25 protein-coding genes are annotated in these 22,770 nt (G+C 70.7%); 9 read left to right on the top strand and 16 right to left on the bottom strand.

The genetic code is table 11. The features are described from left to right. Positions 1-104 precede the first annotated feature (104 nt). Positions 105-776, top strand: coding sequence for an SDR family NAD(P)-dependent oxidoreductase (locus tag ACWY4P_RS34895; protein ID WP_456213160.1), 672 nt, complete (start codon positions 105-107; stop codon positions 774-776). A 114-nt stretch (positions 777-890) separates the two neighbouring features. Continuing rightward, a complete protein-coding gene (locus tag ACWY4P_RS34890; RefSeq protein ID WP_456204534.1) occupies positions 891-2,438 on the top strand; it encodes a substrate-binding domain-containing protein in 1,548 nt (515 codons plus the stop codon). Positions 2,439-2,465: 27 nt separating this feature from the next. Here ACWY4P_RS34890 and ACWY4P_RS34885 read toward each other — a convergent pair whose 3' ends face one another. Then, complete coding sequence (locus ACWY4P_RS34885) at positions 2,466-3,551, bottom strand: alkene reductase (RefSeq protein WP_456204533.1); 1,086 nt, start codon at positions 3,549-3,551, stop codon at positions 2,466-2,468. Positions 3,552-3,603: 52 nt separating this feature from the next. Here ACWY4P_RS34885 and ACWY4P_RS34880 point away from each other — a divergent pair, with 52 nt between their 5' ends. Next, positions 3,604-4,023 carry a MerR family transcriptional regulator gene (locus ACWY4P_RS34880; protein ID WP_456204532.1) on the top strand — a complete coding sequence of 140 codons (420 nt, stop codon included), beginning with the start codon at positions 3,604-3,606 and terminating at the stop codon, positions 4,021-4,023. Positions 4,024-4,160: 137 nt separating this feature from the next. Then, positions 4,161-5,057 carry a fructosamine kinase family protein gene (locus ACWY4P_RS34875; RefSeq protein WP_456204531.1) on the top strand — a complete coding sequence of 299 codons (897 nt, stop codon included), beginning with the start codon at positions 4,161-4,163 and terminating at the stop codon, positions 5,055-5,057. Positions 5,058-5,064: 7 nt separating this feature from the next. Here the strand turns inward: ACWY4P_RS34875 and ACWY4P_RS34870 are convergent, their stop codons facing one another. Both ACWY4P_RS34870 and ACWY4P_RS34865 read right to left on the bottom strand, forming a co-directional pair. Beyond that, positions 5,065-5,472, bottom strand: a complete 408-nt coding sequence (locus tag ACWY4P_RS34870; protein WP_456204530.1) for a DUF6336 family protein — start codon at positions 5,470-5,472, stop codon at positions 5,065-5,067. 123 nt (positions 5,473-5,595) lie between these two features. After that, the gene (locus tag ACWY4P_RS34865; RefSeq protein WP_456204529.1) at positions 5,596-6,321 is read right to left on the bottom strand and encodes a transferase; all 726 of its coding nucleotides are present in this window, start codon (positions 6,319-6,321) and stop codon (positions 5,596-5,598) included. A gap of 84 nt (positions 6,322-6,405) precedes the next feature. Between ACWY4P_RS34865 and ACWY4P_RS34860 the strand changes: the two genes are divergently transcribed. Further along, the gene (locus ACWY4P_RS34860; RefSeq protein ID WP_456204528.1) at positions 6,406-7,281 is read left to right on the top strand and encodes a glycosyltransferase family 2 protein; all 876 of its coding nucleotides are present in this window, start codon (positions 6,406-6,408) and stop codon (positions 7,279-7,281) included. Here ACWY4P_RS34860 and ACWY4P_RS34855 read toward each other — a convergent pair whose 3' ends face one another. Both ACWY4P_RS34855 and ACWY4P_RS34850 read right to left on the bottom strand, forming a co-directional pair. Beyond that, a complete protein-coding gene (locus ACWY4P_RS34855; RefSeq protein ID WP_456204527.1) occupies positions 7,282-8,370 on the bottom strand; it encodes an NAD-dependent epimerase/dehydratase family protein in 1,089 nt (362 codons plus the stop codon). 32 nt (positions 8,371-8,402) lie between these two features. Then, positions 8,403-8,648, bottom strand: a complete 246-nt coding sequence (locus ACWY4P_RS34850) for a hypothetical protein (RefSeq protein WP_456204526.1) — start codon at positions 8,646-8,648, stop codon at positions 8,403-8,405. A 197-nt stretch (positions 8,649-8,845) separates the two neighbouring features. Here ACWY4P_RS34850 and ACWY4P_RS34845 point away from each other — a divergent pair, with 197 nt between their 5' ends. Beyond that, on the top strand, positions 8,846-10,237 hold the full coding sequence (locus ACWY4P_RS34845) for a helix-turn-helix domain-containing protein (protein WP_456204525.1): 1,392 nt from the start codon (positions 8,846-8,848) through the stop codon (positions 10,235-10,237). After that, positions 10,234-10,368, top strand: a complete 135-nt coding sequence (locus tag ACWY4P_RS34840; protein ID WP_456204524.1) for a hypothetical protein — start codon at positions 10,234-10,236, stop codon at positions 10,366-10,368. Before ACWY4P_RS34845 ends, ACWY4P_RS34840 begins: the two co-directional genes overlap by 4 nt. 7 nt (positions 10,369-10,375) lie before the next feature. On the opposite strand, the gene ACWY4P_RS34835 is transcribed toward ACWY4P_RS34840, so the two are convergent. Continuing rightward, positions 10,376-10,546: a DUF6336 family protein gene (locus ACWY4P_RS34835; RefSeq protein WP_456204523.1), complete on the bottom strand. Its 171-nt coding sequence runs from the start codon at positions 10,544-10,546 to the stop codon at positions 10,376-10,378. Between the two features lie 141 nt (positions 10,547-10,687). Here ACWY4P_RS34835 and ACWY4P_RS34830 point away from each other — a divergent pair, with 141 nt between their 5' ends. Then, the gene (locus ACWY4P_RS34830) at positions 10,688-11,158 is read left to right on the top strand and encodes a hypothetical protein (RefSeq protein ID WP_456204522.1); all 471 of its coding nucleotides are present in this window, start codon (positions 10,688-10,690) and stop codon (positions 11,156-11,158) included. Between the two features lie 441 nt (positions 11,159-11,599). Then, a complete protein-coding gene (locus tag ACWY4P_RS34825; protein WP_456204521.1) occupies positions 11,600-11,992 on the top strand; it encodes a hypothetical protein in 393 nt (130 codons plus the stop codon). An 85-nt stretch (positions 11,993-12,077) separates the two neighbouring features. Here the strand turns inward: ACWY4P_RS34825 and ACWY4P_RS34820 are convergent, their stop codons facing one another. The 10 genes from ACWY4P_RS34820 to ACWY4P_RS34775 all read right to left on the bottom strand — a co-directional run bounded on the left by ACWY4P_RS34820 (position 12,078) and on the right by ACWY4P_RS34775 (position 22,769). After that, positions 12,078-12,920 (bottom strand): sugar phosphate isomerase/epimerase family protein, encoded by an 843-nt coding sequence (locus tag ACWY4P_RS34820; protein ID WP_456204520.1) that lies wholly within the window; start codon positions 12,918-12,920, stop codon positions 12,078-12,080. Further along, on the bottom strand, positions 12,917-14,089 hold the full coding sequence (locus tag ACWY4P_RS34815) for a dihydrodipicolinate synthase family protein (protein ID WP_456204519.1): 1,173 nt from the start codon (positions 14,087-14,089) through the stop codon (positions 12,917-12,919). The genes ACWY4P_RS34820 and ACWY4P_RS34815 overlap by 4 nt, the downstream gene beginning before the upstream one ends. After that, the gene (locus ACWY4P_RS34810; RefSeq protein ID WP_456204518.1) at positions 14,086-15,237 is read right to left on the bottom strand and encodes a Gfo/Idh/MocA family protein; all 1,152 of its coding nucleotides are present in this window, start codon (positions 15,235-15,237) and stop codon (positions 14,086-14,088) included. Before ACWY4P_RS34810 ends, ACWY4P_RS34815 begins: the two co-directional genes overlap by 4 nt. 126 nt (positions 15,238-15,363) lie before the next feature. Next, the gene (locus tag ACWY4P_RS34805; RefSeq protein WP_456204517.1) at positions 15,364-17,163 is read right to left on the bottom strand and encodes a hypothetical protein; all 1,800 of its coding nucleotides are present in this window, start codon (positions 17,161-17,163) and stop codon (positions 15,364-15,366) included. After that, the gene (locus tag ACWY4P_RS34800) at positions 17,160-17,795 is read right to left on the bottom strand and encodes a hypothetical protein (protein ID WP_456204516.1); all 636 of its coding nucleotides are present in this window, start codon (positions 17,793-17,795) and stop codon (positions 17,160-17,162) included. The genes ACWY4P_RS34805 and ACWY4P_RS34800 overlap by 4 nt, the downstream gene beginning before the upstream one ends. 6 nt (positions 17,796-17,801) lie before the next feature. Further along, positions 17,802-18,689: a carbohydrate ABC transporter permease gene (locus tag ACWY4P_RS34795; protein WP_456204515.1), complete on the bottom strand. Its 888-nt coding sequence runs from the start codon at positions 18,687-18,689 to the stop codon at positions 17,802-17,804. Then, entirely contained in the window at positions 18,686-19,651 is a 966-nt protein-coding gene (locus tag ACWY4P_RS34790; RefSeq protein ID WP_456204514.1) for a carbohydrate ABC transporter permease, read from the bottom strand. Before ACWY4P_RS34790 ends, ACWY4P_RS34795 begins: the two co-directional genes overlap by 4 nt. Further along, positions 19,648-20,946 carry an ABC transporter substrate-binding protein gene (locus ACWY4P_RS34785; RefSeq protein ID WP_456204513.1) on the bottom strand — a complete coding sequence of 433 codons (1,299 nt, stop codon included), beginning with the start codon at positions 20,944-20,946 and terminating at the stop codon, positions 19,648-19,650. Before ACWY4P_RS34785 ends, ACWY4P_RS34790 begins: the two co-directional genes overlap by 4 nt. A gap of 88 nt (positions 20,947-21,034) precedes the next feature. Continuing rightward, positions 21,035-21,784, bottom strand: coding sequence for a cupin (locus tag ACWY4P_RS34780; protein ID WP_456204512.1), 750 nt, complete (start codon positions 21,782-21,784; stop codon positions 21,035-21,037). 7 nt (positions 21,785-21,791) lie between these two features. After that, positions 21,792-22,769: a DUF6807 domain-containing protein gene (locus ACWY4P_RS34775; RefSeq protein ID WP_456204511.1), complete on the bottom strand. Its 978-nt coding sequence runs from the start codon at positions 22,767-22,769 to the stop codon at positions 21,792-21,794. Position 22,770: the final 1 nt, after the last annotated feature.

Genomic DNA, 22,770 nt, shown 5'->3' with positions numbered 1-22,770 from the left:
GAGACCGGTGGGGCTCAGCGGTTGACCTTGACACTGATGTGAGACTTTAGCCTTCCTTCGCCGAGATCTCCGACGACGAGATCTCCGACGACAAAGGAGCAATGATGCCGGGAGCAGTGATCATCGGAGCGGGGCCGGGGATCGGCCAGTCGGTCGCCCGCCGCTTCGCGCGCGAGGGTCTGCCGATCGCCCTCGTGGCACGGTCCGAGAAAACACTGACGGCCGCGACGGAAGCCCTTTCCGCCACCGGGGTACCGATACGCCCCCTGGTCGCCGACAGCACCGACGAACGCGCCCTGCGCACCGCCCTGGACACCGCGATCGAGGAATTCGGCCTGCCCGATGTCGTGGTGTACAACGCGGCGATCATCCAGTCGGACTCGCTCGGCGAGCTGTCCGTATCCGCACATCTGGACGCCTGGGCCGTCAACGTGGTCGGGGCGATCAACGCCGCCGCGCGCGTCGTCCCGGCGATGGCGGAGCGTGGCAGCGGTTCGTTTCTCATCACCGGCGGAATGCCCGAACCGAAGCCGCAGTACCTCAGCCTCTCCCTCGGCAAGGCCGGTGTGCGGTCTTTGGCGGCGCTGCTCGACCAGCAGTACGGCGGCTCCGGTGTGCACGTGGCCACGGTGACCGTCGACGGCCCGGTCGCCCCCGGCACGGACTTCGACCCGGACGTCATCGCCGAACACTACTGGCGGCTGCACACCCAACCGCAGCACGAGTGGGAGCGGGAGGTCCTGCACACCGGACGCACCGACACTGACCCCGCCTAGAGACGGTTGAACGCGAGACGAACACTTCATGAGAGTTCGGCCACACCGGCCACCTATCCGTCCCAGAGACATACATTCACCCCCTCAGCTCATGACCTGACGGGGGAAAAGATCATGGGATGGCTGATCGAGCTGTTGGCTCCGGAGAATCTTCTGGCTCTGCTCGGTGTCGTCGTCACGGTCGGGGGACTGTCGTACGAGCGGCTGATCCCTGGCCGGAAGCGCATCGGATACCGCGTCCAGATGGACACGCGCATCGACGGCGACCCGAACGTCGGCCACATACATCAGCGGCTGAGCATGCTGGAAGATCTCGCCGGGGCCTCGCTGGTGCTGCTGCGGATCGAGAACGACGGCTTTCGCAGCATCGACGTCGACGACTACATCACCGCGCCCTCGACCGAACACCGCGGTCTCACCGCCGTCTTCCCCGACCGTACCGTCCGGGACGTGGCCGTGACCGAGCCCAGCCACCCGGATCTGCTGCGGTATCTGCCGCAGCGCGGGACCGAGACGAATCCGGGGCTCATCTGCCGTGGCAATGAGATCGTCCTGCCGAGAGTGCCCCTGAACAAGGGCGACCACTTCAAACTGCTGGTGTTGCTGTCCGGCGGCGGGACCGACAAGGAGCCGCACGTCGTCGGTCGTATCAGGGAGGGCAGGATCCGGAACAACGAGCACTTCCGGCGGCCCAGCAATCGCGTGCTGGGGCTCATCGGCAGCCTGGTGCTCCTCATGATCCTCCAGCCCGTCGGCTTCCAGCTCCTGGAGCCCGAACCCCTGCGCCAGGGCTGTGCCAAGGGGACGCTCACCGTCGTCGGCTCCACCGCGTTCGAGCCGGTGATGGACGATCTGGATACGGCGTACGAGGACGACTGCCAAGGCGCCGCCCACATCACCGTCGACGCCCAGGGCAGCGGCCGGGGAACCGACGCGCTCCGAAGCGCCGGGGAGGGAACGGACGGCTTCCCCGCCTACGTCTCCTTCTCCGACGGCCGGCAAGGGAGTGGGGACCCCAAGCTCAAGGAGCATCTGATCGCGCTCTCCGTCTACACCATGGTCGTGAACAAAGAGGTCCGGCTGCCGAATCTCTCCATCACGGATCTGCGGAAGCTCTACTCCGGCGACATCACCAACTGGAAGCAGTTCCCCGGCGGGCCCGATCTTCCGGTCAGGCTGGTGAGCCGGGACGGGAAATCGGGGACCCGCGGCGTGTTCGAGAAGCGCGTGCTGGGCAGCACCGCCGAGCCCGCGCGTACGTCCGACGACTGCAAGACGCCGAAGTTCGGCAATGCGCACATCGTCCGCTGCGAATTCGACAAAACAGGAGAGGTGTTGAAGGCCGTGGCCCGGATCCCGGGCGCGATCGGCTACACCGAGCTGAAAGCGGCCAAGGACCGCGCCGACCAGCGGAAGGATATTCGCCTGCTGCATCTGGACGGGCAGAAACCGTCCATCGGCGCCGTCAGGGACGAGGCATATCCCTTCTGGGAGCCCGAGTACGCCTACACCTACGGGGCCCCGCCGGCCAACTCCCTCACCTCGAAGTTCCTCGACTTCCTGGCCGGCGACACCGGACGGAATCTCATCGAGCACCACGGTCATCTGCCGTGCTCCGCCCCGGAGAACCAGCTGGCGTGCCGGCGGGCGCTCCGGGCGTGAAGCCCGCCGGGTCAGCCGCTGGACGGGTCAGCGGGCAGCGGACATCAGCGGATAGTCCGTGTAGCCCTCGGGGCCGTGCGTGTAAAGGTGCCGCTCGTCGATGGTGTTCAACGGTGCTCCGGCCGCGAACCGCAGGGGCAGATCGGGGTTGGCGATGAAGGCACGGCCGTAGGAGACGAGGTCCGCGCGGCCGTCCCGCAGCACCTTCTCGCCGGCCTCCCGGGTCGTCGCCTCACCGTTCTCCCCGACGTTGGCGATGAGCGGGCCCGACCAGCGAGGGCGGAGGTCATCCAGCGCCGGATAGCGGGCGTTGTCCGTGAGGTGAAGGTACGCCAATCCCGCGCTGTCGATCGCGTCGACCAGAGCCCGGTAGACGGGGGCGGGATCGGACTCGGCCATCCCGAACTGCGGATTGCCCGGCGAGATGCGCAGCGCCGTCCGCTCCGCCCCGATGGCTCCGGCGACCGCCTCGACCGCCTCGACGGCGAACCTGATCCGGCCCGCCACCGATCCTCCGTAGACATCCTGGCGCAGGTTGGTGTTGTCCGCGAGGAACTGGTGAATGAGGTAGCTGTTGGCTCCGTGCAGCTCCACGCCGTCGAAGCCCGCCTCGATCGCGTGCCGAGCGGCCTCGGCGTAGTCGTCGAGGGCGGTGCGGATGTCGGCGAGGCTCATGGCGCGGGGCACGACCGCATCGGCCTTGCGCCCGCCCGGTATGTGCACGGGCCCCGGCTCCGGAACGGCCGAGGGTCCGGCGGGGACGGAGCCGTCGATCCGGGCCAGTGGATGTCCCTTGCGGCCCCCGTGCATCAGCTGCGCGAAGATCCTGCCGCCCGCGGTGTGCACGGCTTCGGTGACCTTCCGCCAACCGGCCACATGCGCTTGCGTCTCCAGACCGGGGACGCGCCAGTCGCTCTGGCCGCGCCGGCTCGGCCAGATCCCCTCGGTGATGAGAAGACCGGCGCTCGCGCGCTGCGCGTAGTGGTCGGCGACGAGCGGGAGGGGAGTGCCGTCCTCGTAGGCGCGGAACCGGGTCATCGGCGCCATGACCATGCGGTTGGGCAGCTGGAGTGGCCCCAGGGAATGAGGGGTGAGAAGGTCTGCGTTGCTCATGCCGAGACGGTAGAAGCTCACATTGGTGTCAGATTCAAGTGGAGGCGGCGGCGTGCGCATCGGTGAACTGGCCCGCCGTACGGCAGTCAGCGAGCGTTCGCTGCGCTACTACGAGCAGCAGGGGCTGCTCACCTCATACCGCACGCCCGGCGGCCACCGCGCCTATGCCGAGGGCGCGGTGGACCGGGTGATCCGTATCCAGGAGCTCTACGCCGCCGGGATGTGCAGCTCGAAGATCGCCGCGTTGCTGCCCTGCATACGGGACGCGGACGGCGGTCCTTCGTCGGAGGCCACCCCGCGGCTGGTCTCCGAGTTGTGGGAGCAGCGGGAGCGGCTGAACCGGATGATCGCGGAACTGGCCCGCGCGCGCGAGGTCCTCGACGGGGTGATCGAGGCGGCTTCGGGCGAGCCGGCTTCGGGCGAGCCAGTGGCCGGCCCGCTCGCCCGGGCACGTGAGGATCTGGCCCCGTGAACGCCGTCCGGCGGGCAGAGACCGCGAAGGCCCAGGGCGTCGGCCCGACCGGCTACACCGACTACCCCACCCTCGACGCCGTACGCTGATGGCTCGGACATGTCCCGTACGCCCGCCGCCCGAAGGGATGCGAAACGATGTCGGCCACGTACGAAGACGGGGCCGCCGAAGGCGGGACCGCCGAAGACCCGGGCGCCGCGGCGGCCCGCCTCACCGGCCGCCCGGTGACCGGCCTACGCCCCCTGTCGGGGACGCTCGCCGAAGTCGTGCTCGACGGCGGGCAGGTGGTGATGGTCAAGCGCGGCTCCGACCCCGGCGCCGCGCAAGCCGAGGCGGCGGGGCTGCGCTGGCTGGCCGAGGCCGGTACGGTCCGCGTCCCGGTGGTGCACGGCCACGACCCGCACTGGCTGGTGACCGAACAGATCCCGACCGGCCCACCCAGCGCCCGCGCCGCAACCCGATTCGGCCACGACCTGGCCGCCCTCCACACCGCCGGCGCTCCCACGTTCGGCGCCCCGCCACCCGGCGGACCCGAGGAGGCGTACATCGGGGTCGCCCCGATGCGCAACGTCCCCGGCCCCGACTGGCCCCTCTGGTACGCCGAACACCGCGTACTGCCCTATCTGCGCCGCGCAATCGACGACGGCACGATGCGCTCCGCCGAAGCAGCCACGATCGAGCGCGTCTGCGAACGGCTACCCGAACTGGCAGGCCCCGCCGAGCCCCCCGCCCGGCTCCACGGCGACCTCTGGAACGGCAATGTCCTCTGGGGCGCCGACGGACAGACCTGGCTGATCGACCCGGCCGCACACGGCGGCCACCGCGAGACCGACCTCGCGATGCTCCACCTGTTCGGCTGCCCGCACCTGGACCGTGTACTGGACGGCTACCAGGAAGCGGTACCGCTCACCGACGGCTGGGCGGACCGCATCGGCCTGCACCAGCTCTTCCCCCTGCTGGTCCACGCGGTGCTCTTCGGCCGCGGCTACGCCGAGCAGGCGCTCGCGGCGGCCCGGGCGGCCCTGGCTGGCTGAGCGGCTCTCAGCTGCCGTACAGCCAGCTGTCGTACGCGGCCTCGTCGACCACCCCGTACAGCCAGATCGCCACGGGCGCCAGAACGAGGCCCACGACGCCGCAGCGCACCATGGCGGGCGCCACGATCGTGACGCCCTCCGTCTGCCCGGTGACCGTACGCCAGTCGCGCCACCGCCGGATGTCGCCCCCGCAGACCGACCAGAAGAAGAAGCCGAACAGGAGGAAGCCCCCGCCGAAGACGAGGCTGAGGCCACCGGCGACCGCGAGGAACTCCATCCGGTCGTGGTGGTCCGCGACGAACCACATGGCGACCATGAGCACGGGGACGGCGGCCAGCCCGTACAGCGCCCCGCGCAGCAGCACGTCGCGCAGCCGCAGCCGCGGCTCGATGATCCCGCTCTCGTCGGAGTCCATGTTCCGCACGATATCCGGCCTGGATCATCGGGTCACCGGTCGGGACCCGCTGGGCCGTCTGGGCCTGGAAGGGCGGCCACCGGCCCCGACCGAGTTGTGGTCCTGCGTCGTCAGGCCGCATCCTCAGCGTGCACTTTGGTCGGGCGGAGGTGTCTTCCCGCGGTGCGCGGATCGCCGGCGGACGTGGACGGTGGCGGTATGCGGGGCGGTGATGACGCTGTGGTCCGGGATGGTGCGTCCGGCGAGGGTGACGCCGCTGGCGATGCGGCAGTCTCGGCCGAGGGCGAGGCCGGGGCCGAGGCTGATGCTGTTGCCGGTCTGGACCCGCTCGCCGATGAGGGCACCGAACTGAGGTGTCCCACATCGGTAAAGCCCGTCTGGCACGCGCAAAATGATCTCCCGGTCGGGCTTGCTCATGTGCGGGCTCCACATGCTGATAGCCGCGACCGTCAGATTCGCGGACAGGTGGGTGTCGGCTCCAACCAGCGTGCTATTGATCCCGATACGATGGCCGAGGATCACCCGCTCGCTGAGGAACGACCTGGTCACCTCGCAGTTGAAGCCGACCGAAACTCCGGCGCACAGCACGGAGCCGGATCGGACCGTGGAGAACTCCCACACGCGTACGTGAGGACCGACGATCACGTCGTCGCCGATGATCGCGGTCGAGTGAATCCGGGCCGTGGGGTGGATTCGGTGCGGAAGCCGGCCGAGGGCCTGGCGGTGCCAGTCCTCCCAGACTGCGAGGAAGTCCGCGAGATCCGTCTCCTCCAAATGCTCGTAGGGGGTGCCATCCAGCATCCCGTCGGTGGGGGCGGTGAGGTAGTCGCCGAGGCGGATGGTGGGCATGAAGGGCCTTTCCGGTGTGTGGTCGGTGGCCGGTCCCCGGGCGGCTAGCATCACCGACACGTATCCGAGGAACGGAGTTCATCCGTGCGTCACCCGCGCGTTGGCGTCGCCATCTTGACCATGGGCACTCGGCCCGCCGAGCTGGCCGACCTGCTCGCTTCAGTCGCCAAGCAGGACACGCCTGCCGCGCGAGTGGTGGTCGTCGGCAACGGCTCGCCGCTGCCGCCCCTCCCCGACGGGGTAACCGGTGTGGAACTGCCGGATAACCTGGGCATCTCCGGCGGCCGGAACGCCGCCCTGGCCCGGCTGAAGGAGTTCGGGGATGTCGATGTGGTGGTGGACCTGGACGACGACGGGCTGCTGATCAGCACGGACGTCTTCACCCAGCTGGTGGAGCTGTACGAGTCCGACCCGCGGTTGGGCATCGTCAGCTTCCGCATCGCCGACGAGCGGGGCCGCACCCAGCGCCGCCATGTTCCCCGCCTGCGCACCTCGGATCCGATGCGCGGCGGGTTGGTGACGACGTTCCTCGGCGGCGGCCACGGTCTGTCCATGCGGATGCTGGAGGAAATCGGCGGCTGGCCCGAGCCGTTCTTCTACGCCCATGAGGAGACCGACCTGTCCTGGCGCGCCCTGGACGCGGGTTGGAAGGTGCTCTACGAACCGGACTTGGTGCTCCAGCATCCGTGGACATCGCCGACCCGGCACGCGGTCTTCTACCGCATGGTCGCCCGCAACCGGGTCTGGCTGGCCAAACGGCACCTTCCCGCCCTCCTCGTCCCCGTCTACCTGGGGATCTGGACCACGCTGACCCTGGCCCGCACCAGGTCGGCGGCCGGTTTGCGGGCATGGTTCGGCGGCTTCGTCGAGGGCCTGCGCACCCCGTGCCCACCGCGTCGACCGATGCGGTGGGCCACCGTATGGCGGATGACCCGGCTGGGCCGACCTCCGGTCATCTGATCAGGCGGTCGCGGCCTCGCTCTCCGCCCGCAGCCACGCGGGGATCGCCTCGGGAGTCTTGTCCAGCCAGGCCGCGTAGCGGGCCACCCCCTCCTTGACCGTGATCGTCGGCCGCCAGCCGAGCACCGCCTCCATGTGGTGGGTGGCCGCATAGCCGCCGAGCGGGTCGCCGGGCGGCATCGGCGTCTCCACGAACCGAGTGCCCGGATACCGCTCGGCGACCAGCTCGGCCACCGTGCGGATGCTGGTCGGAATCCCCGTGCCAACGTTGATCGTCTCGTTATGGGCCCGCGGCGCGACCAGCGCCCGTACCGTGGCGGTGGCGACGTCCTCGACGTGCACCAGGTCGCGGACCTGACGGCCGCCACCGTTCAGCTGCAACGGCAGGCCGAGGGCCGCGCGGGTGGCGAACCAGGCCACCACCCACGAGTGGCTGTTCTCTTTGACCACCTGCGGCTCCCCGTAAACCGAGAAATACCGCACGATCGTGAACGAGGTGTGCACAGCGCCCAAGGTCAGCGCGGTCTGCGTCTCGCCCCACGCCTTGGTGTTGCCGTAGACGGACATCGGCCGCAGGGGGCCGTGCTCGTGGAACTGCGGCGGAACCCGGCCGTAGGCGGCTTCCAGCAGCTGCCGCACCGACCGGTACTCATCGCACGGTCGTGCCCAGTCCTCCGGGTTGCCGTTGCCGTAGACGCTGGCCGAGGAGACGAGGGCGAACCGGCGGATCCGTTCGCAGGCGGCCACGGCGTCGAGAAGTACCTGAGTGCCGGTGATGTTGGTGTGGATCGCGGCCATGGGCCTACGGGTGCAGGCCGCGACATCCGCCAGGGCGGCGGCGTGGATCACGTAATCCGCCTCAGCGACCGCCTTCTTGACCACGCCCGAGTCCTGGATGTCGCCGACGACGATGTCCGGATCGGCAGCATCGACACCGAACAGGTCGCGGTAGACGTGCCTGGGATAGGCGTCCAGCATGCACAACGAGACCGGTCGGGCCCCGAGCCGGCGCAGGCAGGCCGTGATACGGCTGCCGATCAGCCCGGCTCCGCCGGTGACCAGCACCGTCCGGCCGACGAGTTCCTTCAATACATTCCCACATCGCGGTGAGGTGTGCGGCGTCACTTGCCCTCCTGACGGGCCTGCTCGCGCTTGGCGATGAGCTGCGCGAACTGGATGGCGTACAGCTCCATCTGGTCGGGGGTGAAGACCAGCACCGATTCCGTGATCCGGCCGTCGGTGTGGTGCAGCTCGATGCCGAGGGCAGCCTGCTGGGCACGGTGGTCGTACATCGCGTCCCGCTTCAGCGGAGTCGCGTGCGTGACCGACGCCCACACGCCCTCAGCCGTTGGTGTCTTCTGCTTCATCGCACTCACTCCAGGGGGTCACCGCGACCCGCTCACTGCGGGCCGTCCTGGTCACCGAGGACACCGCAGACCGGTCGGCGGCGGGAGGTGCATCCCCTTGGCGTGCACACGGTTTGCACGCTGCGTAAACATCTTGCAACTACCTGTATCGGCGACAGTTTGACGGGACAATAGGTCCCCATGGGAGGTGATTCGTCATGGACGGCGCACATCCGATCTGGCGCTCAGTCGCCATGCGCGATGCCCACGCCCGCCGTGACGCCGGGGCGATCGTCCGCTTAGCCCGTCGCGCGGCCGACATCACGCTCGCCCAACTCGGAGCGGCCGTCGGCTACACCGCCGCCTCGCTGTCCCGAATGGAGCGCGGCAAACAGCCCATGCGCGACGTACAGCTGCTGCGGCAGGTCGCCGAGTATCTGGGCATCCCGCCCGACCTGCTGGGACTCGCACCCCGACACGAGCAGGCGACATCCCGCCGATACGTCGATCAGCGCCTCTCCGGCACCACTAGGGTGGGCGCGCAGGCCCTGTTCGGCGAAGAGGGGGACGACCCAGTGCGACGCCGCGAACTCCTGACCGGTCTGGCCGGGGCGACCGCCGGTGCGGTCTTCGGACCCACCCCGGCCGCCGCCCAGTCTCCGGCGCGACCGATGCTGTCGGGTCTGGAGGACCTGCTGCTGCACCAGCAGAACAGCCCGCTGCTCGGCCCGGACCCCACTCCGTCCACGGTCCTCGCGGTGGTCGATACCTCCCGCCGCGACTTCAGCGCCTGCCGCTATGACGCCCTTGCCCGCAGCCTGCCGTCCCGGATCGCGCTCGCGCAGGCCCTGGGCGCCGAGGGGCATGCCTGGCAGGCGGCGACCGCGGTCGCCGACCTCTACACCGTCGCGACCCGGCTGTGTATCAAGCTCGGCGAGGACGGCCTCGCGGCGGTCACCGCCGACCGGGCCCTGACCGCGGCCCTGGGCGGCGCGGACGCGCTGACCGTCGCCGAGGCCCACCGCATGGTCTCCAGCGCCTGGCGCCGCCAGGGCCACTACGCCCGCGCCACCGACGTGGCCGTCACCGCGGCCCAGCAGCTGGCCGCCGACCGCACCACGGACATGACCGAACGGCTGTCCGTCCAAGGCAACCTGTACGCCACCGCCGCCTACACCGCGGCGAAGCAAGGCGACCGGCACACCGCACAGACGCTCATCGCCGAGGCACAGTCCACAGCCAGCCGACTCGGCCACGACGAACTGCTGCGCGGCACCGTCTTCGGCCCCAGCCAGGTGGTCCTGCACCAGATTTCGATCAGCTACCTGCTCGGCGACGCCGGACAAGCCATCGAGCACGCCCGCCGTATCGACACCGCCACCCTGCCCACTACCGAACGCCAGGCCCGCTACTGGATCGACGTCGCTCGCGCCTTCGACCAATGGGGCAAGCCTGACCGCTGCTACCGGGCGTTGCTGGCCGCGGAGCACGGCGCACCGCAGGAAGTCCGCCGCGGCTCCGTACGGACGATGGCCGCCGGGCTGATGCGGCACGATCGCACTCTTCCCGGCGTTCGTGCGTTCGCTCAGCGCGTCGGCGCCCTCGCATGACGCCGCCGAGCGCCGCCGGGCCCGGTTTCAGCGGGTTTCAGGACCCGGCCGCGCACGGCGGACACCGGGAGACCGGCCGCGGCTACGCCGAGCAGGCGCTCGCGGCGGCCCTGGCGGCCCTGGCGGCGTGACCCGCGCTCAACTCCCGTACAGCCAGCTGTCGTACGCCGCCTCGTCGACCACCCCGTACAGCCAGAGCGCGACGGGCGCCAGAACGAGGCCCACGACACCGCAGCGCACCAGGACCGGTGCCGCGACCGTGACGCTTTCCGTCTGCCCGGTGACCGTACGCCGAGTCCATGGCCTCACGATATCCGGCTCGGTCCGGCCGAGACCCGCTGGGCCGTCTGGCCCTGGGCAGGAGACCACCGGCCCCGACCGTGTGGAGCAATTCCCGTCACCCGGCCGAATGCGAGCCCGGCCACGAGGCGTTGGAGCGCCGTTTCGGACATGCTCACCAGTGGATACTCCCTGCTGCTCGATGAGACGACGAAATGGAGATCCGCGATGCGCATGACCCTGCGACGACTGTCGGCTCTGGCTCTCGGTTCGGTGGCCCTCCTCGGGCTCCCGGCACCGAGCGCTGGCGCCGAGGGCTTGGGCGAGATCCCCGGGCTCTACGGAGTCGATCAGGCGGCCCGGTGCAGGACGAGCCCCGCCATCGGCACCAGCGGCCTCGATCTCATCAGCGCGACCGGTGAGGACACCTACAGCACCGCGTGCGGCAATGTGGCGAACCGCGACAGGGTGAAGCAGCGTCTCGAGTGCCGGACGGACCCCGCCAACGTGTTGGTGTCGCCCAAGGCCGACAGAAAGTTCAACACCGGCTGCTCCAACACCGCCCTCGACGGCGGCAACCGCGACGACCATCAGCACGAAGACCGCCGCGGTGACCGATACAGCGACCGGCGCGGCTACTGACCGGCAGGCCCGACCCGACCGACAGAAAACGGTGAAGGTCCCCCGAGCCCGATGCCCGGGGGACCTTCACCGTCGGCCACCCGGCCGCTACAACCCCAGCGTCCGGTAGCGGTCGGCCACCTCGGCGAGGACCTCCGCCCCGTCCCGCGCCCACAGCACCGGGGAGCTCCACGCAGCAGCACATCGCGCAGCCGCAGCCGTGGCTGGATGATGCCGCTCTCCCCGGAGTCCATGCCCGCACGACATCCGGCTCGGTCCGGCCGAGACCCGCTGGGCCGTCTGGCCCTGAGCAGGCGGCCACCGGACCGACCGTGTGGAGCAATTCCCGTCACCCGGCCGAATACCAACCCCGGCCACGAACCGTTGGAGCGCCGCTCCGGACACGCTCATCGGCAGATACTCCCTGCTGTATCCGACGAGACAGCGGATTGGAGAACTGCTATGCGCACGACCCTCCGACGACTGGTGGCTCCGGCACTCGGCGCGATGGCCCTCCTCTGGCTTCCGGCGCCGAGCGCCGGCGCCGAGGGCTTCGGCGAGGTACCCGGCCTTTACGACATCGATCAGGCGGCCCAGTGCAGAACGAGCCCGGCCATCGGCGTCGGCAACCGCGGCGTCGTCACTGACGCAACCGGCGAGGACACCCACAGCACCGATTGCGACAATCTGGCGACCCGAACCGACGCGAAGCAGCGCCTCGAGTGCCGGACGGATCCCGCCAATGCGCTCATCACGCCCCAGGCCGACAGAAGGGCCGGCACCCGGTGCTTCAACGTGGCTCTCGACAACCGTGCCGGCCACAACGACCGGCACGGCGACCGGCGGGGCTACTGAGCGGCATTCCGCTCCGGTGAACCGAAACGGCGAGGGCACCCCGCGCCAGATGCCCGGGGGACCTTCGCCGTTCGCCACGCAGCCGCTACAACACCAGCGTCCGGTAGCGGTCGGCCACCTCCGCCAGCACCTCCGCCCCGTCCCGCGCCCACAGCGCCGGGTTGAAGATCTCCACCTCGATCGGCCCGTCGAAGCCCGTCGCGTCGACCCGCTCGCGGAACCAGCGGAAGTCGACCGAGCCGTCGCCGAGCTGGCCGCGGCCCAGGAGGACGCCCTCGGGCAGGGGGGTGATCCAGTCGGCGAGCTGGAAGGAGGCGATGCGGCCCCCGGCGCCGGCCCGCTCGATCTGGGCGGCCACCGTGTCGTCCCACCACAGGTGGTAGGTGTCAACGACGACGCCCACCTGCTCCGCAGGGAAGCGCTCGGCCAGGTCGAGGGCCTGGGCGAGGGTGGAGACGACGCAGCGGTCGGAGGCGTACATGGGGTGCAGGGGCTCGATGGCCAGGCGGACGCCGTGTTCGGCGGCGTACGGGCCGAGTTCGGCGAGGGCGTCGGCGATGCGCTCGCGGGCGGCGAAGAGGTCGCGGCTGCCGGGTGGGAGGCCGCCGGAGACCAGGACGAGGGTGTCGGTGCCGAGGGTGGCGGCCTCGTCGATGGCGGCGCGGTTGTCGGCGAGGGCGGCGGCCCGTTCGGCGGGGTCGATGGCGGTGAAGAAGCCGCCCCGGCACAGGGAGGTGACGGTCAGGCCCGCGTCGCGGATCAGCCTCACGGCCGCCTCCACGCCGTACTCCTGCACCGGCGCCCGCCACAGGCCCACGCCCGGGACGCCCGCCTTGACGCAGCCCTCCGCCAGCTCGGGCAGCGACCACTGCTTGATCGTTTCCTGGTTGAGGCTCAGCCGGGCCAGGTCGCCGCTCACACCGGTCATTGCTTCACTCCGTACACAGTCAGCAGGCTCTTCATCCTCGACTCCGCCAGCCCCGGGTCCGGGAACAGGCCGAGCCCGTCGGCGAGTTCGTACGCGCGCGCCAGGTGCGGCAGGGAGCGGGACGACTGCTGGCCGCCGACCATCGTGAAGTGCGACTGGTGGCCGGCCAGCCAGGCCAGGAAGACGACGCCCGTCTTGTAGAAGCGGGTCGGGGCCTGGAAGAGGTGGCGGGACAGTTCGACCGTCGGGTCGAGCAGGCCGCGGAAGGCCGCCAGATCGCCGGTGTCCAGCCTGCGCACCGCCTCGGCGGCCAGCGGGCCCAGCGGGTCGAAGATGCCGAGCAGGGCGTGGCTGAAGCCGCGGTCGTCGCCCGCGATCAGCTCGGGGTAGTTGAAGTCGTCGCCCGTGTAGCAGCGCACGCCGTCCGGAAGGAGGCGGCGCAGCTCGACCTCGCGCTGGGCGTCGAGGAGGGAGACCTTGATGCCGTCGACCTTGTCGGGGTGGGCGGCGATGACATCGAGGAAGGTGCGGGTGGCGGCGTCCAGGTCGGTGGCGCCCCAGTAGCCCTCGAGCGCCGGGTCGAACATGGGGCCCAGCCAGTGCAGGACGACCGGCTCGGCGGACTGGCGCAGCAGGTGGCCGTAGACCTCCAGGTAGTCCTCGGGTCCCTTGGCCACGGCGGTCAGGGCCCGGGAGGCCATGAGGATGGCCTGGGCGCCCGCCGTCTCGACGACCTCGAGCTGCTCCTCGTACGCGGCCCTGACCTCGTCGAGGCTGTACGGGTAGCCGACCTCGGTGACGGCCAGCTGGTCGGTGCCGACACCGCAGGCGATGCGGCCGCCGACCGCCTTGGCCTCGGCCGCCGAGCGGCGGATCAGCTCGGCGGCGCCGGACCAGTCGAGGCCCATGCCGCGCTGGGCGGTGTCCATGGCCTCGGCGACGCCGAGGCCATGCGACCACAGGTGGCGGCGGAAGGCGAGGGTGGCGTCCCAGTCGACGGCGGCGGGACTGTCGGGGGTCACATCGGCGTACGGGTCGGCGACGACGTGGGCGGCGGAGAAGACCGTGCGGGAGGCGAGCGGCGCGCCGCCGGGGGTGAAGGCCGCGGGCTCGGTGCGGGGCCGGTACGGGCGAGTGGAGCCACCCGCGGCGGGGAGGTGGATGGTCACAGGCTCAGCTCCGGTACGTCCAGGCGGATACCCTCCGCCGACGACTTCAGGCCCAGCTCGGCGAGTTGTACGCCGCGCGCGCCGGCCAGCAGGTCCCAGTGCCAGGGCTCGTCGAGGGCGACATGGCGCAGGAACAGCTCCCACTGCGCCTTGAAGCCGTTGTCGAACTCCTCGTTGTCCGGGACCTCCTGCCACTGGTCGCGGAAGCTCTCGGTGAGCGGGATGTCGGGGTTCCAGACCGGCTTGGGGGTGGCGGAGCGGTGCTGGACGCGGCAGCGGCGCAGCCCCGCGACGGCCGAGCCCTCGGTGCCGTCGACCTGGAACTCGACCAGTTCGTCGCGGTTGACGCGGACCGCCCAGGAGGAGTTGATCTGCGCGACGGCGCCGCCTTCGAGCTGGAAGATGCCGTAGGCCGCGTCGTCGGCGGTGGCGTCGTACGGCTTGCCCTGCTCGTCCCAGCGGGTGGGAATGTGGGTGGTGACGTGCGCCTGGACGGTGCGTACGGCGCCGAAGAGCTCGTGCAGAACGTACTCCCAGTGCGGGAACATGTCGACGACGATGCCGCCGCCGTCCTGGGCGCGGTAGTTCCAGGAGGGCCGCTGGGCGCTCTGCCAGTCGCCCTCGAAGACCCAGTAGCCGAACTCGCCGCGCACCGACAGGATCTTGCCGAAGAAGCCGCCGTCGATGAGCCGCTTCAGCTTGAGCAGGCCGGGGAGGAAGATCTTGTCCTGGACCACGCCGTGCTTGACGCCGGCCGCGTCGGCGAGCCTGGCCAGCTCCAGGGCGCCGGCCAGGCCGGTGGCGGTGGGCTTCTCGGTGTAGATGTGCTTGCCCGCCGCGATGGCCTTTCCGATGGCCTCTTCGCGGGCGGCGGTGACCTGCGCGTCGAAGTAGATGTCGATCGAGTCGTCGGCGAGGACGGCGTCGACGTCGGTGGACCAGTGGTCCAGGCCGTGGTGCTCGGCCAGGGCCTTGAGGGCGTGGTCCCGGCGGCCGACCAGGACCGGCTCGGGCCACAGCACGGTGCCGTCGCCGAGGTCGAGGCCGCCTTGTTCGCGGATGGCGAGGAGGGAGCGGACGAGGTGCTGGCGGTAGCCCATGCGGCCCGTCACGCCGTTCATAGCGATCCGCACTGTCTTGCGTGTCACGGTTCTCTTCTCCTCACCGAGGTCCTCATCAGACGGCGCCAGAGTCATAGCAAGCGCTTTCTTTCTCCTACGCTAGCCGCCCCGGCCCGGCTCTGTACAGAGAGCGGACACGGGGCGGTCGGCGCGTCAGCGCAGGGTCAGGCGGTAACTGAACGGCGCGCGCCCGGTGATCAGCACACGGATGCCGGAGACATTGAGGCTGCCGGCCATCCAGCTGTAGCGCTCCCCCGCGTCCACCGTGGCCGGCTGACGCGGTCCGCTGCCGTTGCCCGGCCCGAACTTGATCACGTCATCGCCCACGGTGTATGTCCCGTACGCCTTCACCAGCTGGTACGTGTCCGCCTGGCCGGAGACCGGCTCCACGCCGCTGAGCGTGCCGCCCGGGCGGAAGCAGAGTTCCAGGGCGAGCGGGACCTCGGAGTCGCCGACCGAGAAGTCCAGGTCCCAGCCGCCGCCGGACTCCTTCAGCCGCACCTCCGTGCGCAGGGTGCGCCACTGCTTGGGCCGGTGCGGGAAGTCCATCGCGGACCAGAACCGGCCGTCGTCGGTCAGCGGGTACAGCCCGTCGGACCGCCGGTGCTGCGGCGGCAGCGGCAGGTGGAACGCGGCCCGGACCTCCGCCGAGAGCCGCCAGCCGTCGGCCGTGCGTACCAGGTCCTCGGCCCGGAAGTGGCCGGTGGAGAAGAACTGCGGGGACAGCCGCAGCGAGTCCAGGATCGCCGCGCCCTTGCGCCACTTGAGGAAGGTCGGGTTGGTGGACAGGCCGGAGGAGATGGCGTGGACGTCGGGGAAGTCGGTGCCGCCGAAGATCGTGGTGCGGGTGGCGGAGCTGCCGATCCGGACCAGGCCGTTGTCCTTGTCGTGGAACGTGAACTTCTGCGGCGCCTCGGTGGCCTTGGGGAGCGGCGCGGCCAGCTCCGGGTGGTCCAGCACCTCGGCGAGGAAGTCCCCGAGCGGGGTCTCGTCGAAGGTCTGGTCCGCCCCGCGCCGCTGGATGGTCTCGGCGACGGCCGCGAAGCGCCCGTCCTTGTCCCGGAGCGCCAGGGCCCGGTACTGGAGCCAGTACTCGGACACGTGCTTCGTCGTCTTCTGGTCCTGGCGGCGCGAGTGCACCGTCTCCACCTCGCCGTTCGGCTCGATGAGGTGGAGCGTCGCCTCCAGGTTGCGGCGCACGCATGCGTACAGCTTCGGCCGGTCGGTCAGCCGCGCGAGCGTGAGCAGCGAGGGGTTGGTGACGATCGGGGCGTAGGTGGCGCTGCGCTCGCTGTACTGGCCGGCCGGGTACTGGTCGATGCCCTCTGCGAGCCAGGCGTCGATGCGCCGGGTGTAGTTCCCGTTCGGCCAGAAGGAGTTGACGCGGGCCAGCGCGGCGCAGATCTTCCACCGGTGGTTGGGGGTGTGCAGGCCGCCCTCGGACAGGCCCTTGCCGGCCTTCAGCAGGATCTTCTTGAGGGTGGCCCGGATGCCCCGTGTGGCCGCGTGGTCGTCGTCGTCCAGCAGGCCGTAGGTCAGGCCCAGGTCGACGATCGAGAAGGCGGTGTCCGGCGGGGAGTGCACCGCGCCCTGGTCGTAGAGGCCGTCGTCGAACTGCGCGGCGGCCAGCGCGTCGGCCAGCTCGGTCATCGGCGCGACCAGCGCGCCGTCGTGGTGGTGGGCGGCGTCGGCCCATACGTGCACCGAGGCCAGCAGGCGCAGGCTGCGGGCGGCCCAGCGGGCCTTGCCCTGGTCGGTCAGCTCGGCGATGGCGGCGGCGCGCCCGTCCAGGACCTCGGCCACCCGGCCGTCGGCCGCCTTGGTGAGGACGGCCAGGAAGTCCTTGTCCGGACGGCCGCCGGAGGCCGGTGCCGCGGCGGACTCCGGCGCGGCGGCGAGCAGTCCGCCGACGGCGGCGGTCCCGGCGAGGAAGTGACGGCGGTGGAGGGTCATCTGTGGTGCTCCGTGGTGGTTCGGGAGTGCTCGGGGACCTCGGGGGCGGCCCCGGAGTGCTCGACGGCCCGGGCGGCGAGCGCGAGGGGGCCGGGGACGAGGAGGGCCAGGGGCGGGTAGGACCAGGCGCAGACGGCGGCGGTGGCCACGGCCAGCAGCAGGACGACGCTGCCGCGCGGCGCGCGCACCGTCTCGTACGCCGCCGCGCGCGCCGCCTCCCGCCAGCTGGTGGCCGACTCCGGGCGGGCGCAGGCGCGCAGCAGGACCACGGCCAGCAGGGCGCCCGCGGCCAGCAGGGCGGGGCGGAAGACCGCCGCGCCCGGCAGGCCGGCCCCGGCCAGCAGCGCGTTGAACAGCAGCAGCGCGCCGCCCGCCACGACGGCCCCGCCGGCCAGCAGGTCGCCGGTGCGCAGCCGGGCGCGCAGGGCCCGGAAGTAGCCCGCGACGGTGACCGTCTCGTCGTGGCGGACCCGCCGGTCGAGCACGGCGCAGGCGGTGGACATCGCGGCGGGCGCGGTGAGCACCGGCAGAGCGGCGGCGGTGGTCATCAGGCCCAGCAGCAGCACGTCGGAGAAGAGGGCGAAGCGGGGGCCGACCAGCTCGCCCGGCTCCCGGGTGGTGGCGTGGGGCATGGTGGCTCAGCCCTTCAGTCCGGAGTTGGCCATGCCGTCCACCAGGAAGCGCTGGAAGGCGAGGAAGAACAGCACGATCGGCAGCAGCGCGAAGACCGACATGGCGAACATCGGGCCGAAGGCCGACTGGCTGGAGGCGTCCACGAAGGAGCGCAGGGCCAGGGTGAGGGTGAACTTCTCCGGCTCGAAGAGGTAGATGAGCTGGGTGAAGAAGTCGTTCCAGGTCCAGATGAAGGTGAAGATCGCGGTGGTGATCAGGGCGGGCCTGGTCAGCGGCAGGATGACGCTGAAGAAGGAGCGGAACGGCCCGCAGCCGTCGATCCGCGCCGCCTCGTCCAGCTCGCGCGGCAGCGAGCGCATGAACTGGACGATAAGGAAGACGAAGAAGGCGTCGGTGGCCAGGAACTTCGGCAGGATCATCGGCCAGTAGGTGTTCACCATGCCGAGCTGGTTGAAGACGATGTACTGCGGGATCAGCACCGCGTGGTGCGGCAGCATGATCGTCGCGATCATGAAGGCGAACAGCGGGCCGCGCATCTTGAACCGCAGCCGCGCGAAGGCGTACGCGGCGAGCGAGCAGCTGATGACGTTGCCGAGCACCGCGCCGCCCGCGATGAGCAGCGAGTTCCACAGCAGTCGGCCGACGCTGACCTCGTTCACGCCGTCCAGCGCGGTGGAGTAGTTGCTCCACTCCAGGTGGCTGGGCAGCAGCTTGAGGCTGGCGATCACCTCGTTGGCCGGCTTGAAGGAGGTCGCGACCAGCCAGGCCAGCGGGTAGAGCATCACCAGCAGCACGGCGATCAGGACGGCGTGCAGGGCGATCCGGGCGGGGCGCGGGCGGCGGCGGGCCGTGGCGCCCGTCGCCACCGGGTGGGTGGTGTCCACGGTGGTCATCGGGCCCCCTCGTTGTCGTCGTTGGCGTAGAAGACCCAGGAGCGGGAGGTGCGGAACAGCACCGCGGTGATGATGCCGATGGCCACCAGCAGCACCCAGGCCATGGCCGAGGCGTAGCCCATGTGGGAGGCGGTGAAGCCGCGGTCGTAGAGGTAGAGCGTGTAGAAGAGCGTGGAGTCCGCGGGTCCGCCCTTGCCGCCGCTGACCGCGAAGGCCGGGGTGAAGACCTGGAACGCCTGGATGGTCTGGAGCACCAGGTTGAAGAAGAGCACCGGGGAGAGCATGGGCAGCGTGATGGAGCGGAACTGCCGCCACCATCCGGCCCCGTCCATGGCCGCCGCCTCGTACAGCTCGCCGGGTATCTGCTGGAGTCCGGCCAGGAAGATCACCATGGGGGCGCCGAACTGCCAGACGGTCAGCAGCGCCACCGCCAGCAGCGCCCAGCCCGGCTTGTTGATCCAGCCGCCGATGTCCAGGCCGAACCAGGACAGCATGTTGTCCACGGTGCCGCCGTCGTTGAAGACCGCCCGCCAGACCAGGGCGATGCTCATGGACGCGCCGAGGAGCGAGGGGGCGTAGAAGGCGGAGCGGTAGAAGCCCTTGCCGCGCTTGACGGACTTCAGCGCCAGCGCGACCGCGAGGGCCAGCGCGAGCTGTAGCGGCACCGCGATCACGACATAGGTGAGGGTCGAGGTGACCGACCGCCAGTAGCGGGGGTCCTCGGTGAACATCTGGACGTAGTTGCGGAAGCCGACCCAGCTGGGGTCGTTGAACATGTCGTAGTTGGTGAACGACAGATACAGCGACACCGCCATGGGCAGCAGCGTCAGCACACTGGCGCCGAGCACCCACGGGGACAGGAACACCCAGGCGGCGCCCTGGCGTTCGCGCTTCGGGGGGCGCTTGCCGGCCCGGCCGGCGCCTGCCGCGGCCGGCTGGGGGCGGGTTGCGGTCGCGGTCATTGCCTCAGCTCCGCCTTCGCCTCGGTGATGTAGTTCTCGGCCGCCTCACGCGGCGACATCTGCTCGAACGACACCTGGTCGTAGTCGCGCGTGAAGGTGGTCTGCAGGGACGCGTCACCCTTGGGCGGCGCGGGCGGCGGATCCTTGAGCTTGCCCTCGAACTGCTTCTGGTAGGCGGAGACCACCAGGTCGAAGCCCTCCAGCTTGGGCGCCACGACCTTGCGGATCGAGTCGTTGGCCGGGATGCCGCGGGAGTTGCCGAGGATGGCGCCCGCCTCGGGGTCGTTCAGCAGGAAGTCGATGAACCGGGCGGCCTCCTTGGGGTGGCCGGTCTTCGACGACGCCCCGAAGAACATCGAGGGCTTGAAGTACTGGCCGGGCGTGCCGTCCTCGCCCACCGGCATCGGCGCGAGCTTCACCCCCTCCCCGACGATCGGCACGTAGCCGCTGGAGGGGGCGTCCCAGTTGAAGTCCGAGACGGCCTTCAGCCGGCCGAGCGGGGTGTTCTCCACCGAGCCGTCGATCTGGGTGGTCTGCTCGGCGGGGCTCACCGCGCCCTGCTTGCGGAGCTTGGAGCACCACTCCCAGAAGCGCGCCAGGTCGTCCGCCGTGAAGCCGAGCTTGTAGTCGTCGGTGTAGAGGACCTTGCCCTGGCCGCGCAGCCAGATCTCGAAGACGTCCTCGCTCTGGCCGGGGTCGATGCTGCCCACCCGGCCTCCGGTGGCCTCAGCCGCCTTAGAGCGGGACAGCTTGAGCATGGCGTCCGCCCAGTCGTCCCAGGTCCAGCCGACCTTGGGCTCGGGCACCCCCGCCTTGCGCCACAGGACCGAGTCGTACACCACGGTCTCCGAGCCGCGCGCCACCGGGATCGCGTACTGCTTGTCGTTGACGACGCCGGTGGCCAGCAGCCCCTTGTCCATCTCGGAGGTACGCAGCTCCTTGTGGGGGCCCAGGTCGAGCAGCACCCCGCCGTCCGCGTACTGGTTGATCATCCGGTAGTCGAGCTGCATCACATCGGGGGCGTCGCCGCCCGCCGCCTGCGTGGCGAGCTTCTGCTTGTACGCGTCGAAGCCCGCGAACGAGGTGACGATGTCGATGCCGGGGTTCTTCTTCTCGAAGAGCTTGACCGCCTCTTCCGTGCGGGCCGCCCGGTCCGGGTTGCCCCACCAGGTGAAGCGCAGGGTGACCTTGCCGCCCGAGCCGCCGCCTTCACCGCCGCCGCACCCGGTGAGGGTCGCGCAGAGGGTGAAGGTGAGGGCCAGGGCGCAGGACACCTTTGTCCTGATTCGAAGCATGCTGTGGCCAGCCTCCCTTCTGATCTTTCCGAAATGTGGTTGGCCAGCGATTATGCGACTGTTTGCCGTGGTGGGATACGGGTTCGGGTCACTCGCCGTAGTACGGCAGCGTGACGCCGGGGAGTTCGTACTCGTCGCGGCGGCCGCACATGCCGTAGCCGCCCTGCCGGGTGGGCCCGGACGCGCGGACGCGGGCGCCGGCCAGATGGGCCGGGTCGCCCGCCGCGAGGGCGGCCAGATGGTCGCCGGTGCGCTGGGCGGCGGCGAGGGCGCCCGCGCGCCAGCGGGGCTCCCAGGCCGCGACCTTGGGCCCGACCAGGCGCACCGCGGCCTCGTGGAAGGCGCGCAGCGGGCCGTCGTCGCCCTTCTCCAGGGCCGCCCTCAGCTCCAGATAGCCGGTGACGGCCAGGTCGCGGCGGCGCCGGGCCGCGGCATCGGCCTCGGGCCCCTCCTTGGCGGGCAGGGCGGCGGCCGCGGCGTACGCCTCGGGGTCGGCCAGGACCTCGGAGGGGAAGGTGAACACGGCGTCGCCCGCCTCGGGCAGCCCGCTGTTCTGCATCAGCACGGTCACCTTCAGCCCGCCGCCCTGCACCATGCGGTGCACCGTGCCGGGCGAGAACCACACCACGGCGCCCGGCTCCAGCGGCGTCTCGGTATAGCCGTCCTCGACGGTCAGGGTCTGGACGGCGCCGCGCCCGCCCGTGACCACATACGCCTCGGTGCAGGCCAGGTGGAGGTGCGGGCTGCCGCCGCATACGCCGTCGGCGGCCTCCCACTCGTACGCGCTGATGTGGGACAGCCCCACCCCGCCCGGCAGCGGGTCGGTGATCCCGGTCATCTTCCGCTCACCACCCGTGGGACTTGAGGTAGGTCTCGGCGCGGTCCCGGTCCCAGGCGCCGTCCGCGACCACCACGCGGTAGCGGTACGCGAAGCTCTCGCCCGGGGCCAGCGCGAACTCCTCGAAGAACGCCCAGGAGAAGGCGACCGAGGGGATGGGCTCGGAGCGCACGAACCAGTGGGAGGCGTGAATGGCTCCCCCATCCTGTGACAGGTTCTCCGGGGCGTGCGAGAACAGCAGCGTGGAGTGCCCGTCCACGTCGTCGTGCTCGGCCGTGATGGCGACCCAGGGCGCCTCGGTGGCCGGGGTGCCCATCAGGTCGGACGCGCCCGTCTCGCCCTCGCCGCCGCGCCCGCCGGGGCCGAACACGTCGCCGCCGGTGAAGTCGCGGGGGCCGCGCCAGTTCAGCCCGGTGTAGCCGGCCATCTCGCGCCCCGCGGTGGTCGGGGAGCCGAAGCGCAGCTCCTCGCCGCGGATGTTGGTGAGGCGGATGGACCAGTCGATGGCCCAGGTGCCCTCCGCGGGCTCCACGGAGTGCACCTCGACGGTGCGCAGCTCCTCCGCCCACTCCTCACCACCGCTGTGTTGTTCGGAGGGATGGGCCACCCAGGTGAGCTTCTCGGCGAAGCGCAGCCGGTCGGCGGTGACGGTGAACTCCTCGAAGCCGTCGTGGCGCATCGAGCCGACGCGCTCCTCGACCCGCCGGTAGCCCTGCTCGGGGCCGAGATAGCTGTTGCCGCCCCAGAAGTTCTGCTCGGACAGATGGCTCGCGGTCATCTGCAGGCCCTTGTGCCAGCGGTGGTCGTTGGGCCGGTAGCCGGAGACCACGTTGCCGGCCAGGGTGCGCAGCGGGTGGGTGTAGGGCTTGAGCGACTCGAACGGGTCGGCGTCCGGCTTGTAGACGTAGGCCAGCAGCTCGACGCCCCCGGAGGCCACCGTGACGCTCTCGCCGTGGGTGTGGGTGACGGTGATCGGCTCGGGCATG

This window comes from Streptomyces sp. LZ34, from assembly GCF_053890475.1.
This window is presented reverse-complemented; position numbering and strand designations above follow the sequence as displayed.

Bases quoted from the DNA above. Each gene is read 5' to 3' on its own strand.
- ACWY4P_RS34895 (WP_456213160.1), top strand. From the start codon at position 105: ATGCCGGGAGCAGTGATCATCGGAGCGGGGCCGGGGATCGGCCAGTCG.
- ACWY4P_RS34890 (WP_456204534.1), top strand. From the start codon at position 891: ATGGGATGGCTGATCGAGCTGTTGGCTCCGGAGAATCTTCTGGCTCTG.
- ACWY4P_RS34885 (WP_456204533.1), bottom strand. From the start codon at position 3,551: ATGAGCAACGCAGACCTTCTCACCCCTCATTCCCTGGGGCCACTCCAG.
- ACWY4P_RS34875 (WP_456204531.1), top strand. From the start codon at position 4,161: ATGTCGGCCACGTACGAAGACGGGGCCGCCGAAGGCGGGACCGCCGAA.
- ACWY4P_RS34870 (WP_456204530.1), bottom strand. From the start codon at position 5,472: ATGGACTCCGACGAGAGCGGGATCATCGAGCCGCGGCTGCGGCTGCGC.
- ACWY4P_RS34865 (WP_456204529.1), bottom strand. From the start codon at position 6,321: ATGCCCACCATCCGCCTCGGCGACTACCTCACCGCCCCCACCGACGGG.
- ACWY4P_RS34850 (WP_456204526.1), bottom strand. From the start codon at position 8,648: ATGAAGCAGAAGACACCAACGGCTGAGGGCGTGTGGGCGTCGGTCACG.
- ACWY4P_RS34845 (WP_456204525.1), top strand. From the start codon at position 8,846: ATGGACGGCGCACATCCGATCTGGCGCTCAGTCGCCATGCGCGATGCC.
- ACWY4P_RS34840 (WP_456204524.1), top strand. From the start codon at position 10,234: ATGACGCCGCCGAGCGCCGCCGGGCCCGGTTTCAGCGGGTTTCAGGAC.
- ACWY4P_RS34830 (WP_456204522.1), top strand. From the start codon at position 10,688: ATGCTCACCAGTGGATACTCCCTGCTGCTCGATGAGACGACGAAATGG.
- ACWY4P_RS34825 (WP_456204521.1), top strand. From the start codon at position 11,600: ATGCGCACGACCCTCCGACGACTGGTGGCTCCGGCACTCGGCGCGATG.
- ACWY4P_RS34820 (WP_456204520.1), bottom strand. From the start codon at position 12,920: ATGACCGGTGTGAGCGGCGACCTGGCCCGGCTGAGCCTCAACCAGGAA.
- ACWY4P_RS34805 (WP_456204517.1), bottom strand. From the start codon at position 17,163: ATGACCCTCCACCGCCGTCACTTCCTCGCCGGGACCGCCGCCGTCGGC.
- ACWY4P_RS34800 (WP_456204516.1), bottom strand. From the start codon at position 17,795: ATGCCCCACGCCACCACCCGGGAGCCGGGCGAGCTGGTCGGCCCCCGC.
- ACWY4P_RS34795 (WP_456204515.1), bottom strand. From the start codon at position 18,689: ATGACCACCGTGGACACCACCCACCCGGTGGCGACGGGCGCCACGGCC.
- ACWY4P_RS34790 (WP_456204514.1), bottom strand. From the start codon at position 19,651: ATGACCGCGACCGCAACCCGCCCCCAGCCGGCCGCGGCAGGCGCCGGC.
- ACWY4P_RS34785 (WP_456204513.1), bottom strand. From the start codon at position 20,946: ATGCTTCGAATCAGGACAAAGGTGTCCTGCGCCCTGGCCCTCACCTTC.
- ACWY4P_RS34780 (WP_456204512.1), bottom strand. From the start codon at position 21,784: ATGACCGGGATCACCGACCCGCTGCCGGGCGGGGTGGGGCTGTCCCAC.
- ACWY4P_RS34775 (WP_456204511.1), bottom strand. From the start codon at position 22,769: ATGCCCGAGCCGATCACCGTCACCCACACCCACGGCGAGAGCGTCACG.